The 12,618-nt window shown below is 71.8% G+C and carries 13 protein-coding genes; 8 read left to right on the top strand and 5 right to left on the bottom strand.

The window, feature by feature from the left end:
- Nucleotides 1-129: 129 nt before the first annotated feature.
- Nucleotides 130-1,092: a metallophosphoesterase family protein gene (locus R2B67_RS02030; RefSeq protein WP_317816082.1), complete on the top strand. Its 963-nt coding sequence runs from the start codon at nt 130-132 to the stop codon at nt 1,090-1,092.
- Nucleotides 1,089-1,778 (top strand): 4'-phosphopantetheinyl transferase family protein, encoded by a 690-nt coding sequence (locus R2B67_RS02025; RefSeq protein WP_317816081.1) that lies wholly within the window; start codon nt 1,089-1,091, stop codon nt 1,776-1,778. The genes R2B67_RS02030 and R2B67_RS02025 overlap by 4 nt, the downstream gene beginning before the upstream one ends.
- Before the next feature lie 8 nt (nt 1,779-1,786).
- Here the strand turns inward: R2B67_RS02025 and R2B67_RS02020 are convergent, their stop codons facing one another.
- Complete coding sequence (locus R2B67_RS02020; RefSeq protein ID WP_317816080.1) at nt 1,787-2,371, bottom strand: histidine phosphatase family protein; 585 nt, start codon at nt 2,369-2,371, stop codon at nt 1,787-1,789.
- Nucleotides 2,372-2,636: 265 nt separating this feature from the next.
- Between R2B67_RS02020 and R2B67_RS02015 the strand changes: the two genes are divergently transcribed.
- From R2B67_RS02015 to R2B67_RS02000, 4 genes are all read left to right on the top strand, one after another.
- Nucleotides 2,637-2,852, top strand: coding sequence for a CbtB domain-containing protein (locus R2B67_RS02015; protein ID WP_018513014.1), 216 nt, complete (start codon nt 2,637-2,639; stop codon nt 2,850-2,852).
- Between the two features lie 53 nt (nt 2,853-2,905).
- Nucleotides 2,906-3,673, top strand: a complete 768-nt coding sequence (locus R2B67_RS02010; protein WP_317816079.1) for a CbtA family protein — start codon at nt 2,906-2,908, stop codon at nt 3,671-3,673.
- A 171-nt stretch (nt 3,674-3,844) separates the two neighbouring features.
- Nucleotides 3,845-4,609, top strand: a complete 765-nt coding sequence (locus tag R2B67_RS02005) for an SDR family oxidoreductase (RefSeq protein WP_317816078.1) — start codon at nt 3,845-3,847, stop codon at nt 4,607-4,609.
- A 32-nt stretch (nt 4,610-4,641) separates the two neighbouring features.
- Nucleotides 4,642-5,373, top strand: coding sequence for a TetR/AcrR family transcriptional regulator (locus tag R2B67_RS02000; protein WP_317816077.1), 732 nt, complete (start codon nt 4,642-4,644; stop codon nt 5,371-5,373).
- A 49-nt stretch (nt 5,374-5,422) separates the two neighbouring features.
- Here the strand turns inward: R2B67_RS02000 and R2B67_RS01995 are convergent, their stop codons facing one another.
- Nucleotides 5,423-6,088 (bottom strand): hypothetical protein, encoded by a 666-nt coding sequence (locus R2B67_RS01995; protein ID WP_317816076.1) that lies wholly within the window; start codon nt 6,086-6,088, stop codon nt 5,423-5,425.
- A 109-nt stretch (nt 6,089-6,197) separates the two neighbouring features.
- Nucleotides 6,198-6,551, bottom strand: a complete 354-nt coding sequence (locus R2B67_RS01990) for a tetratricopeptide repeat protein (protein WP_317816075.1) — start codon at nt 6,549-6,551, stop codon at nt 6,198-6,200.
- Between the two features lie 166 nt (nt 6,552-6,717).
- On the opposite strand from R2B67_RS01990, the gene R2B67_RS01985 reads away from it, so the two are divergent.
- Both R2B67_RS01985 and R2B67_RS01980 read left to right on the top strand, forming a co-directional pair.
- On the top strand, nt 6,718-7,683 hold the full coding sequence (locus R2B67_RS01985) for a pirin family protein (protein WP_317816074.1): 966 nt from the start codon (nt 6,718-6,720) through the stop codon (nt 7,681-7,683).
- Nucleotides 7,684-7,867: 184 nt separating this feature from the next.
- On the top strand, nt 7,868-10,318 hold the full coding sequence (locus R2B67_RS01980; protein WP_398867859.1) for a SpoIIE family protein phosphatase: 2,451 nt from the start codon (nt 7,868-7,870) through the stop codon (nt 10,316-10,318).
- 19 nt (nt 10,319-10,337) lie between these two features.
- Here the strand turns inward: R2B67_RS01980 and R2B67_RS01975 are convergent, their stop codons facing one another.
- Entirely contained in the window at nt 10,338-11,117 is a 780-nt protein-coding gene (locus R2B67_RS01975) for an LmeA family phospholipid-binding protein (RefSeq protein WP_317816073.1), read from the bottom strand.
- The gene (locus R2B67_RS01970; protein ID WP_317816072.1) at nt 11,114-12,445 is read right to left on the bottom strand and encodes a protein kinase domain-containing protein; all 1,332 of its coding nucleotides are present in this window, start codon (nt 12,443-12,445) and stop codon (nt 11,114-11,116) included. Before R2B67_RS01970 ends, R2B67_RS01975 begins: the two co-directional genes overlap by 4 nt.
- Nucleotides 12,446-12,618 lie beyond the last annotated feature (173 nt).

Below are 12,618 nucleotides of genomic sequence, written 5' to 3'. Positions count from 1 at the left end.
GGACCGACGGACTTGCGCGGGAACCCCGGGGCGGCTGTCGGAGGCTCATGAGAGGCTACCTTTCCAGCGGCTCCGCACCCTCTGCGGACGGAGCCGGACGACGGCCGACAGAACGGGGAACCAGCGCACATGACCGCTCCGAGCGATCCCGCACCGACCGGTGCCCCTTCAGCCGTTCCGTCGCCCGGCGGCGCTCCCGCCCCGCGCGGGACCGGCCGTCTGCTGGCCGTGAGCGACCTCCACGCGGCGGTCACCGACAACCGGCCCATCGTGGAGTCCCTCCACCCCACGTCCGACGCGGACTGGCTCATCGTCGCGGGCGACGTGGCGGAGCGCCCCGACGACATCCGGTGGGCACTGAGCCTCCTCGCGGAGCGTTTCGCCCAGGTCATATGGACGCCCGGCAACCACGAACTGTGGACCCTGGACAAGGATCCGGTACAACTGCGCGGCCAGGCCCGGTACGAGCACCTCGTCGACCTCTGCCGCGAGCTCGGCGTGATCACCCCCGAGGACCCGTTCCCGCTGTGGCCGGGCCCCGAGGGACCGGTGGCGATCGCGCCGCTGTTCCTCCTGTACGACTACACCTTCCGCGCCCCGGGGACGCACACGAAGGAGGAGTCGCTGGCTGTCGCCCACGAGTCCGGCATCGTCTGCAATGACGAGTACCTCCTCCACCCCGACCCGTACCCGACCCGCGACGACTGGTGCCGGGCCCGGGTCGCGGAGACGGAGCGCAGGCTCGCCGCCCACGACCCGGAGATCCCGCTCGTCCTCGCCGGGCACTGGCCGCTGGTCCGCGAACCCACGTCGGTGATGTGGTACCCGGAGTTCGCCCAGTGGTGCGGCACCGAGCTCACCGCCGACTGGCACCGCCGGTTCAACGTCGCGGCCGTCGTCTACGGGCACCTCCACATCCCCCGTACGACCTGGTACGACGACGTGCGCTTCGAGGAGGTCTCCATCGGCTACCCGAGGGAGTGGCGCGAACGGGGCCACCCGCGCGGTCTCCTGCGCCAGATCCTCCCGTACGAGGCGGAGTCCGAGCCCCCCGCCCGTACCGGCACCGCCACCTCCGGAGGCTCCCGGTGATCGAGAGTCTGCTGCCCGCGTACGTCTCCTGCGCCGCGACGCGCGAGGAGAGCGTGCCGGACGGAACCCTGTTCCCCGAGGAGGAGGCGCTGGTCGCCCGGAGCGTGCCCAAACGCCGCAACGACTTCGCGACCGCGCGGGCCTGTGCGCGGCGGGCCATGGGCCGGCTCGGGCTGGAACCCGTCGCCGTACTCCACGGCAAGCGCGGCATGCCCCAGTGGCCCGAGGGCATCGTCGGCAGCCTCACGCACTGCGACGGGTACCGGGCCGCGGCGCTGGCGCGCGAGGCGGACGTGCTCTCGCTCGGCGTCGACGCCGAACCGCACGCTCCGCTGCCGGAAGGCGTGGGGGAGTTGGTGGTGCGCCGCTCGGAGCGCGAACGGTTCGCCGGGCCGCCGGGCGGGGAGGCGGGCGAGGTCGGCGCGATCCACTGGGACCGGCTGCTGTTCAGCGCCAAGGAGAGCGTCTTCAAGACCTGGTACCCGCTCACCCTGACCGAGCTGGACTTCGACGAGGCGGACCTGACCTTCCACCGGGACGGCGATGGGGCGGCGTTGGGCACGTTCACCGCCCGGCTGCTGCGCACCGATCCGGCCCTGCCGCCGGTGCTGGACGGCAAGTGGCGTGTGGAGGACGGCATCGTGGCCACGGCCGTGCTGCTACGGCCCGACTGGCGGGATTCCTGAGGAGCGGCTCAGGGCCCCTCAGCCGCGGCGAGCGGCCGTCCCAGCCGGACGTTCCACCGGCCCGACCGGCCGCTGAGCTCCGTCAGGACCAGGGGCGCGACGTCGAGCCGCCAGAACGCCTCCACCGGCAGGGCCAGAGCGTGCACGACGGCGGCCCGTACGACGGCGGGCTCGACGACCGCGAGGACGCCCCCCTCCTCGGCGCCGAGGACTCCGTCCAGCCAGCCGCCCACCCGCTCCACCAGCGCCCGCAGTGACTCGCCGCCGTGCGGAGCCGCCGACGGGTCGCCGATCCAGGCGGCCACCGCGTCGGGTTCGGCGGCGCCCACCTCGTCGAGGCGGCGGCCGCTCCAGCGTCCGAGATTCCAGCCGGTGAGCGCCGGTTCGGCACGGGCGGCGAGACCGAGGGCGGCGGCGGTCCCGAGGCACCGCTCGGAAGGCCCGCTGAGAACCGCGCCCGACCTCGGCACGGCGGCGGCCGCCGCCCGCGCGCTCCGCTCCCCGGCCCGGTCCAGCGGGGCATCGCCGTCGAAACGGGCCTCCCGCAGCGCCGCGTTCATCGCCGGTGAGACCAACATCACCCGTACTGTCATGTTCCTGCCTCAAGTCGTTCCGTGACGGCCTCAACGCCCGTGACCGGCAGGCGATTCGGGGCCCGAAGCTCCGCAGATTGCACCATGGCGGTGCCTGCGTACAGGCGGTATGGTCACGTCGACCATGACGACGGTGTGACGGAAGCCCGGTGAGAATCCGGCACGGTCGCGCCACTGTGTACCCGTACCTGTGCGGGAAGTCAGACCCAGCACCTTCGTCGGATGTACCACGACAGGGACGCGTGTTCCCACAGGAGGTTCCGCCATGGCGCAGTCCGCCGCTCCCGCAACCGGGGCACCCGCCATCGTTCCGATCTCGGCCAAGGCTCTCGCTCCCTGGGCGGTCTTCGTCGGCATCCTGGCGCTCGTACTGCTGTACTTCGTCGGCGCCGAGCAGGGCGCCACCGCCCTCATCTCGGGCGAAGGCGTCCATGAATGGGTCCACGACGGCCGTCACCTGCTCGGTTTCCCCTGCCACTGAGCCACCCGCTCCATCCGGTTCAGCGAAGGAACAAGGGAAACAGGGAAAGTCTCGTGAACTCCATATCTGTCAGAGCTCTGCTCGTGCGCGGCATGATCGCGGGCGTGATCGCGGGTGCGCTGGCGCTCGCCGTCGCGTACTTCCTCGGCGAGTCCCAGGTGGACGCCGCCATCGCCATCGAAGAGGCCCACAGCCACGCCGCGCACGGTGGCGGCGGCGAGGAAGAGGAACTGGTCAGCCGCACCATGCAGGCGACCGGCGGCCTCGCCACCGCACTCCTGGTCTTCGGCGTCGCGGTGGGCGGCATCGCCGCCCTCGTGTACGCGTACGCGCTGGGCCGCATCGGCAACTTCGGCCCGCGTGCCACCGCCGCGCTGATCGCGGGAGCGGCCCTCCTCACCGTCTACGTGGTGCCGTTCCTGAAGTACCCGGCGAACCCGCCGGCCGTCGGCAACCCCGACACCATTGGGAAGCGCACCACCCTGTTCTTCCTGATGGTCGCGCTCAGCCTGCTGCTGGCCGTCGCCGCCGTGATCATCGGCAAGCGGCTCGCACCGGCCCTGGGCAACTGGAACGCCACCATCGTGGCCGCCGCCGGCTTCATCCTGGCGGTCGGCCTCGCCTACGCCTTCCTGCCCTCGTTCGACGAGGTCGGCAAGGACTTCCCGGCCAGCCTGCTGTGGAAGTTCCGGCTCTCCACGCTCGCCGTCCAGACCACCTTCTGGGCCGGGTTCGGCCTGATCTTCGGCTATCTCACCGAGCGGCTGCTGGTCTCCGGGAACGGTGCCGACGCGCGCCGCGTGGCGACGCCCGTGGGCTGACCGCCCGCGCTCCGTACAGAACCCGCCGGGGTGCAACCGGCGGGTTCTGTCTTTTTTGGTCGTTCCCGGTCGTCTCCAGGGAGTTGGTAGCGTTGCTAACGTATCGATGTTAGCGTTGATGTTGTCGGGTTTCACGGAACCGCCGCGACCCCTGTCGCCAGGAGCGATGTCATGACCGAACAGAACCAGTCCGTGCCCACCGCCGACGCCCCTCGCCGCGTGGCCGTGGTCACCGGAGGATCCCGGGGCATCGGCCGGGAGAGCGCCGAGCGGCTCGCCGCCGACGGCCTCGCGGTCGTCGTCACCTACGCGGGTAGCAAGGACGAGGCGGAAGCGGCCGTCGCCGCCATCACGGCCGCGGGCGGCGAGGCGATCGCCCACCGGGCGGATGTGGCCGACGAGACGGCTGTCGCCGGGCTCTTCGACGCCGCGGAGGAGGCGTACGGAGGCGTCGACGTGGTCGTGCACGCCGCCGGAGTGATGGCTCTCGCGCCGCTGGCCGAGCTGGACCTCGACGCGCTCGACCGGATGATCCGCACCAACATCCGCGGCACCTTCGTCGTCGACCAGCAGGCCGCGCGCCGGGTCCGGGCCGGCGGGGCCGTCATCAACTTCTCCAGCTCCGTGCTGGCGCTCGCCCTGCCCGGATACACCGCCTACGCCGCCACCAAGGGGGCCGTCGAGGCGATGACCCTGATCCTCGCCCGTGAGCTGCGTGGCCGGGACATCACGGTCAACGCCGTCGCCCCCGGGCCGACCGCCACCGCCCTCTTCCTGGACGGCAAGGACGAGGAGACCGTCGCGCGGATGGCCGCCCAGCCGCCGCTGGAGCGCCTCGGGGCCCCGCAGGACATAGCCGAGGTGGTCTCCTTCCTCGCCGGTCCCGCCCGCTGGGTCAACGGCCAGGTCCTGCGGGCCAACGGCGGCATCGTCTGAGCGCCGTGTCCCGCCTTGATAGCGTCCGTCCGATGAGCAGCACCACGAGCACACGGACCCGCATCCTCCAGGTCGCCGCCCAACTGGTCGGTGACTCGCCCGACGGTGACATCTCCACGCGCGCCGTGTGCGAGGCGGCCCAGGTCGGGGCCCCCGCCCTCTACCGCCACTTCGGGGACAAGGAAGGCCTCCTGTCGGCCGTCGTCGACCACGGCTTCGAGCAGTATCTCGCGACGAAACGAGAGCGCGAGGCGAGCGCGGACCCCGTGGAGGACCTGCGCCGCGGCTGGGACAGCCACGTCGAGTTCGCCGTCCGCAACCCGAACCTCTACCGCCTGATGAACTCACCGGCGATGCGGACGCCGCCCGCCGCTGCCCTGGAGTCGCACCGCATCCTGACCCGGGACCTGGAACGGGCCGCCGCCCAGGGCCGGATACGGGTCGCGCCCGAGCTCGCCGCCCAGATGGTCATGTCGGCCACTGTGGGGGTGGCGCTGATGCTGGTCGCCCGCCCCGCCACCTTCGACGACCCCGGCCTCTCCCGCCGGGTGCGGGACGCCGTACACGCCTCTATCCTCACCCCGGACTCCGATCCCGACCCGGACCCGGGGACGGGTGCGGGGGAGGAGGCCGAAGTCCCCTCGGCCGCGGCCCGGTTGAGCGCACTGCTGCGCCAGGCGCAGGGGTCGGGGCTCAGCACCGCGGAGGCGGCGCTGATGAAGGAGTGGCTCGACCGGGTGGCGAACGCCGGCCCGGAGGGCTGACGGCGCCCGCCCGTCCGCACCGGCCCGGAGGACTGGGAGCGCCCGTCCGTCAGGATGCCGTGGGGGAGGGGGCGTCACGATCGCGCAGCCCGTCCTCCATGAGGCGGGCGGTGTTCTCGACGATGCTCCCGATGTCGTCGCGCACCTCGTGTTCCTTGCTCCCGTACGGGGCGTACGCGGTCACCGAGAGCAGGAGGTCGCCGTTCCACAGGAGGAGCGTGCGGCCGGGGCGCCCCTGGTCGTCGGCCGGTTTCGCGTACGCGGCGTCGTGCACCCGCTGCGGCCCACGCCCGTGCGCCCGGTCGAGGTCCTCCTTGACGCGGTACGCGTGGTGGGCGGCCCCGACGTCCTCGTACACGGCGGCGGTCGTGCTGAGCCTCCACAACGCCCCGTCCGGGCCCGTGAGATCGGCCAGGCAGCCCGTCTGCCGGTAGCGGGGGCGGGCGCCGTTCTCGCCGATGTCCTCCCGGGCGTCGGGGTCGGCGGAATCGGTGGTCGAGCCGACGGTGAACCCCCGGGCGAGCGGCGTGTCCGCGAGCAGTGCGCACGGGCTGCCGGTCCAGCTGTGCACCCCTGGTGCGCGGGCGGCGGGCTTCCCCGGGCCCCCGGCCCCCTCCTGGCCGCCCCCGGAGCAGCCGGACACGGCCACCGCCGCCGATGCGATGAGCGCGGCCACCCGCGCCCGGCCTAACTCCGCATCCCTGGATCTGCGCATCCCCCGCCCCTTCGTCCCGGAAAGCTCATTATCGGCTGCTCGTACCGGCTGGTAAAGGAGGACAGGGCCGCACCGGTCCGGTGCGGCCCTGCTGTCGTACGGGTGGGAGTCAGCCCTCCCACGGCCCGAAGTCGCCCTCGAACGCGGCGGCCATCCGCAGCTGCGTCGCCGCCTCGGCCTGCCGTCCCTGGCGCTCCAGCGTCCGGCCGAGCATGAGGCGCGCGTAGCTCTCGACCGGGTCGAGCTCCAGGACCGCGCGCAGCTCCTCCTCGGCCCGGCCGAGCCGGGCGGAGTGGTAGAAGGACCGGGCCAGCAGCAGCCGCGGAGCGACCTGCTCCGGCGCCTCCTCGACGAGCCCGCCCAGGATCCGGGCGGCCGTGAGGTACTCCTTGGCCTCGAAGAACATCTGCGCCCGGTCCCACCGGTCGGCGGCCGTGCCGAACTCGTAGTAGGTCTCGTTCACGCGTCCTCCTCGTCATCGTGCGGGCCACCCGCTCGGGGCCGAGCCGCCGAGCTCCCGTCCCGCCATCCGTTCAGCCGTGACAACACCGCATACTGGTTGAACATTCCACTAAATCTTTGGCGTGGGTGCCGACGCTCCACGCTCGTACGGGAATAGGTTGAGCGCCATGAGCAATCTCGATCGCCAGGCCACTCCCTCCGTCTGCGGAGGGCGCGGCTTCGTCGTCGCCGAGCCGGTCCGTGAACTCCTCACCCCCCGCCGGGTACCGCTCGGCGAGTCCACCGAGGTGCGCCGCCTGCTGCCCAACCTGGGCCGCCGCATGGTGGGGGCGTGGGCGTTCGTCGACCACTACGGGCCGGACGACATCGCGGACGAACCCGGTATGCAGGTGCCGCCCCACCCGCACATGGGGCTCCAGACCGTCAGCTGGCTCCACGACGGCGAGGTCCTGCACCGGGACAGTCTGGGCAGTCTGCAGACGGTGCGCCCCCGCGAGCTGGGCCTCATGACCTCGGGCCGCGCCATCAGCCACTCCGAGGAGAGCCCGAAGCCGCACGCCCGGTTCCTCCACGGCGCCCAGCTCTGGGCGGCGCTCCCCGACGCCCACCGCCACGTGGAGCCGCACTTCCAGCACCACACTGACCTCCCCACTGTGACCGCCCCCGGCCTCACCGCCACCGTGATCCTCGGCGAACTGGACGGCGCGGCCTCACCCGGCACCACCTACACCCCGATCGTCGGCGCCGACCTCACCCTGGCCGAGGGCGCAGAGGCCCGCCTCCCACTGGACCCGGACTTCGAGTACGCGGTCCTGTCGATGTCGGGAGAGGCCGAGGTCGACGGCGTACCCGTGCTGCCCGGCTCGATGCTCTACCTCGGCTGCGGCCGCACGGAACTGCCCCTGCGCGCCCTCTCCGACGCCGGGCTGATGCTCCTGGGCGGCGAGCCGTTCGAGGAGGAGATCGTGATGTTCTGGAACTTCATCGCCCGATCCGGTGAGGAGATCGCACAGGCGCGAAAAGACTGGGAGGAGGGCTCGCGGTTCGGCGAGGTGAAGGGCTACGACGGCGCCCGCCTGCCCGCCCCGGAGCTGCCCGCCACCCCGCTGAAACCGCGCGGGCGGGTCCGCTGAAGGATCGACGCTGACCTTTTGCTGACTCTCCTGGCGAGCGGCCTCTGGGATCCGGTAGCGGCTGGCGGACCGCCGGGGTGAGCGCCACGACCCTCACGAGCATCCAATACGTACGGAATGTCCACTTCTCTTATGATGGCAAGGGGGCTAGGCCAGAAACGGGCTGATGCCGATGAGTGGACCCGTGAACGCCCAGGGGGCCGGCGCCGGAGAGGCAGGACCGTCGCCGGAGCTCTATCCCGCCACCGCTTGGGTGGACCGGACGGGCACCGTCCGATGGTGGAGTGCGGAGGCGGAGGCCCTTCTCGGACACCCGGCCGGGGAAGTCTGCGGCACACCGGCGGCGGAGCTGCTGACCACGCGCGGAGACCGCGAAGCGGCGCTGGCCGGTCGTGACCGGTCCGACGATGGTCGGAGCTGGGACGGCGTTCTCGCCCTGCGTCACCGTGACGGGCACGAGGTGAGGGTCGCGCTGCGCGTGCGTCCGCTCACGGACCGGGTGGGCCGGGCGGGATGGTCGGTCTCCGCGGGGGACGCTGGGCTGATCGAGCGGGAGGGCGTCGACCGGGCGATGATGCGGGCTCTCTTCGAGCAGTACCCCGCCCCCATCACCCTCCTTGACGGCGAGTCGCGGTACCGGTTGCTGAACGGAGCGGCGGAGCGGGTCCTCGACCGTCCCGGAAACCGGCTCATCGGCCGGCACGCCGGCGCTGACGCCCTCCACGTCGACTCCGGAGTGATCGACCGGGTTCTGCGGCAGGTGCGGGAAACCGGCGAGTCCGTCCTCGGGCTTCCGGTACGCGGGAGCCCCCCGTCCGGTCCGGAGGGCGAGCGGATGTGGTCGCTGTCCACGTTCCGGCTGACCGATCCGGCCGACCGCCTCCTCGGCATGTGCCAGGCGTACGTCGACATCACGGACGGCTACCGGGCCGAGCGGCAACGGGAATTGCTGACCAGGGCCGGTGCGGGCATCGGTGCCACGCTGGACGTGGCACGCACCGCGCAGGAGCTGGCGGACGTTCTCGTTCCGGCCCTCGGTGACGTGGCCTGGGTTGCCTTGTCCGAGGCCGTACTCGACGGGGACGAGCCCCCGAAGATGTCCGGCCCGGGGCAGTGGAACCTGCGCCGGACAGGCGTGGCCCCACCGGGTGCGGGCTGGCCCACCGGTCTCCCGGCCGCAGGCGCACTCTCGCCCGCACTGCCGAACCACGCACTCCTACGGAGGATCGGGCAAGGGGAGACCGTCCTGCTGCCCGACCGGGACAGCGTGATCGCCGCGGCCGAGGGGTACTCGGAGCTGGCTCCGCTGTTCGTCCCCGAGCACGGCCACTCGGCGATCGCGGCTCCGCTGTTCGCCCGTGGCCTCGTCCTCGGCACCGTGGTCGTCTGGCGCACCCGCCGACCCGGCCCTTTCGACCAGGAGGACGCCGACCTGCTGACGGAGATGGCGTCGCGGGCCGCACTCGGCGTGGACAACGCCCGCCGTTACACGCGCGAGCACCGGGCGGCCGTCGCCCTGCAGCAGCGCCTGCTCCCCGCGGCCACCACCGACACTCGCGCGGCGGAGACCGTGGGGTTCTACGTGCCCGCGGGAGGCGGGGCGGAGATCGGCGGTGACTGGTACGACGTCATACCCCTCCCGTCCTTCCGCGTCGCCCTCGTCGCGGGCGACGTCATGGGACACGGTCTGCCCGCCACCGCCACCATGGGCCGGCTACGCACGGCCGTCGACACCCTGGCCGACCTGGAACTGGACCCGGACGAACTCCTCACCCATCTCGACGACCTCGTCCAGCAGCTCCAGGGCGAGGCACCCCACCAAGGGGACACCGTCGGGGCCAGTTGCCTGTACGCGGTCTACGACCCCGTCACCTGCCAGTGCACCCTGGCCAGCGCCGGACACCCGCCGCCCGTCGTGATCCGGCCCGACGGCACCGTCGAATCCGTCGAGGTCTCGCCAGGACCGCTGCTCGGTGTGGGCGGGATGCCGTTCGAGGCCACCACGTTCGACCTGGAGTCCGGCAGCGTCATCGCGGTGTACACCAAAGGCGTCATCTACCGGGACGACCACGATCCCGACGCCGGCCTGCGGCGGCTGACCGACCGTCTCGCGCGGTCCGGCGGCCCCGGCCGTGATCTGGACGACGTGGGACACGAGCTGCTCCGGAGCCTGGGCGATGCTCCGGCCCGCGACGACATGGCCCTGCTCCTGGCGCGCACGCGTGCCGTCGCTCCGGAGGACACCGAGACCTGGGAATTCCCCGCGGACGTGTCCGTCGCCGCCGCCGCCCGCAAGGCGGCGGCCGGGCAACTGGCCGCGTGGGGGCTGGACGAGCTGTCCTTCACCACCGAACTGGTCGTCAGCGAACTCGTCACCAACGCCGTCCGGTACGCGGGCGGCCCCATCGGCCTGCGCCTCATCCGGGGAGACGTGCTGGTCTGCGAGGTCAACGACCCCAGCAACACCCAGCCACGGCTGCGCCGGGCCCGTTGGTCCGACGAAGGGGGCCGAGGCCTGTTCCTCATCGCCCAGCTCACCACCCGTTGGGGCAGCCGCTACACCCGGAGCGGAAAGACCATCTGGACCGAACAACCCCTCACCGCCGAGCCAGGTCTGCTCGACTTGCCGCCTTGACCGCGGCCGGGGCCGGCTTCTAGGCGGTGCGCGGTTGCAGGTCGACATCACTCCCGGACAAGAGGGCAACGATTCCGTTGTCGGTGACGGTCACGGACCGGATCGCGAGCCCTTCGGGCAGGTTGTCGAGCGGGGCTGTGCGCTCCAAGCTGCTCTCCAGCAGGGTGCGTGCGGCAGGAGGCACATTCTCGGAGAGCCGGACGTCGTCGACTCCGATGGCTCTCGGGCCGGCGATGCCGACGCGTGTGGAGGCCGAGACCTGTCCGAGCAGCGGGACCCGGGTGGTCACCTTCAATCGGTCGTCGCCGTGCCCTCGGTCGACGGCGACCCCGTAGAAGGCCGAGAGGTCCTCGTACGCGATGGTCGCCGTGACCTCCGCCTCGTCGGCCCGTTCCCGTCCGCTCTGCTCTTGCCGGACTCCTCGCAGATGGACGGCGAGGTCCTGAATGATCAGGACCCGGCCGTTCACGGTGGCCGGAACCTGCGCGGCGTCGATGTCCGCCTCAGTGATCTTCTTCCGGGCCAGCTGCAGTGACACGGGAAGGCCGTTCACATGTACCTGGGGATCGGAGTCGAGGCCCATGCCCCGCCGAACCGAGTCGGCGATGCGGTTCTGCGCGTACTGTGTGGCCCACATCTCGCCGCCGCCGGCGCTGATGAGCAGTGCCAGAGCGACCGCGATCAATCCGTTCCGGCGACGCGTGCGCCGCATCGCCCGGCTGTTCTTCGGTCCGTTCATGCTCTGCCCTTCCGGAGACCTCTCAGCCCTGTGCCGCGCTTCTGTTGCGTTGGTTTTCATGGAATGTGATCGCCCGTCAGGAAAGCGTCGCGAGCATGGCGATCGGTCCGGGTGGCGAGGAGAACGGTGTCGCCGCGGCTCAACCGCGTCCCGGCAGACGGAATGGTTGCCGTGACGATGCTGGCGTCGACGCCACTGGAGCGCGGAGTGAGCGCGATGTTCAGGCCCAGCTCGGCCAGGTCTGCTCTGGCTTGTGCGAGGGTCTTCCCGACCAGGTTTCCGGGGACGGCGACGGCTGGCGTCGTGGGCTCCGTCGACGCGCGCGGACTCATCGGGCCGGGACCGATGGCGTGCGTCGCGTCCGGAGCCGTGGTGAGGACGGCAGCGGTGACTGCGCCTGCGCCGAGAAGAGCCAACGCTGCCAGGGCCGTCCGCTGCGGACCGCGGGACTCCTTGGAAGTCCTGAGCACCGTTGTCGCCGGTTCCTCCGGGAAGGTCGGCGCTTCCAGGAGCGTGGTGTCCTGAGGAGGCGCGAAGCCGTGACTTCGATGGGCGACCAAAGCCTTATGCATGGCCGTCGCGTCGGCGAATCGGTCGTCGGGGTTCTTGGCCATGGCTCGGGTGAGCACCGCCTGGACGTGCGGGGGCAGTTGCACCCCGAGGTCCCTCGGGGCCTGCGGGTCTGCGCACATGTGCTGGTAGGCGATGGCGAACGGGCTGTCCCCGCTGAAGGGCTGGCGGCCGGTGAGGAGCTCGTAGAGCATGCAGCCGGTCGAGTAGAGGTCGGAGCGGGCATCGACGGGTCGGCCTTGTGCCTGCTCGGGGGACATGTAGGCGGCGGTGCCGACCGCGCTGCCCGTCCTGGTCACCCCCTTGTCGTGTCCGTCGGAGATGTGGGCGATCCCGAAGTCCATGACCTTGACCAGCCCGTCGGCGGTGATCATGACGTTGGCCGGCTTGACGTCCCGGTGGACCAGCCCGGCCGCGTGTGCGCAGGTGAGTGCCTCCAGCGTTCCTGCGACCCAGTCGACCGCTTCCTGCGTCGAGGGCGGGGCCGACCTCAGCCGTTCGGCTGCGGTGTGTCCGGAGACGTATTCCATGACCAGGTAGGGACGCGGAGGCACTGTCGGGAGTCGGCCGGCGTCGTAAACGGCCGCGACGCGCGGATGGTTGAGGGAGGCGGCCGCGCGGACCTCGCGCTGGAAGCGGCTCTGGGCGACTTCGTCGAGGGTGAGCTGCGTGTGCAGCAGCTTCACGGCGACCGCGCGGCGCAGAACCAGGTCGTCGGCCGACCAGACCTCGCCCATGCCGCCGCGGCCGATCATCCGGCGCAGCGCGTACCGGTCGTCGATCAGGCCGGTCCATGTGTCGTCGAGGGGGTGCTGCATGACGGGTACCTGCGGTCCTTCGAGTGGTCGGACTGACGGGGAGAGGGGTGCGGTGGGGTTCCCGGCCTGGGCTGTCCTCCGCTCGGCGACGGGAGGAGGCCGTACGGGTCCACCGACCCCCGTGTGGCGCCATCGGGATGAACGAGAGCGGCCCAGATGCGTCGTTGCCGCAG

Source organism: Streptomyces cyaneofuscatus (assembly GCF_033109485.1).
In the GTDB taxonomy this organism is placed as follows: Bacteria; Actinomycetota; Actinomycetes; order Streptomycetales; family Streptomycetaceae; genus Streptomyces; species Streptomyces cyaneofuscatus.
Note: the sequence above shows the minus strand (reverse complement) of the source record. Positions and strands in the feature narration are given on the sequence as shown.

Coding starts and splice junctions, on each gene's coding strand:
- R2B67_RS02030 (WP_317816082.1), top strand. CDS start 130: ATGACCGCTCCGAGCGATCCCGCACCGACCGGTGCCCCTTCAGCCGTT.
- R2B67_RS02020 (WP_317816080.1), bottom strand. CDS start 2,371: ATGACAGTACGGGTGATGTTGGTCTCACCGGCGATGAACGCGGCGCTG.
- R2B67_RS02015 (WP_018513014.1), top strand. CDS start 2,637: ATGGCGCAGTCCGCCGCTCCCGCAACCGGGGCACCCGCCATCGTTCCG.
- R2B67_RS02005 (WP_317816078.1), top strand. CDS start 3,845: ATGACCGAACAGAACCAGTCCGTGCCCACCGCCGACGCCCCTCGCCGC.
- R2B67_RS02000 (WP_317816077.1), top strand. CDS start 4,642: ATGAGCAGCACCACGAGCACACGGACCCGCATCCTCCAGGTCGCCGCC.
- R2B67_RS01995 (WP_317816076.1), bottom strand. CDS start 6,088: ATGCGCAGATCCAGGGATGCGGAGTTAGGCCGGGCGCGGGTGGCCGCG.
- R2B67_RS01985 (WP_317816074.1), top strand. CDS start 6,718: ATGAGCAATCTCGATCGCCAGGCCACTCCCTCCGTCTGCGGAGGGCGC.
- R2B67_RS01975 (WP_317816073.1), bottom strand. CDS start 11,117: ATGAAAACCAACGCAACAGAAGCGCGGCACAGGGCTGAGAGGTCTCCG.
- R2B67_RS01970 (WP_317816072.1), bottom strand. CDS start 12,445: ATGCAGCACCCCCTCGACGACACATGGACCGGCCTGATCGACGACCGG.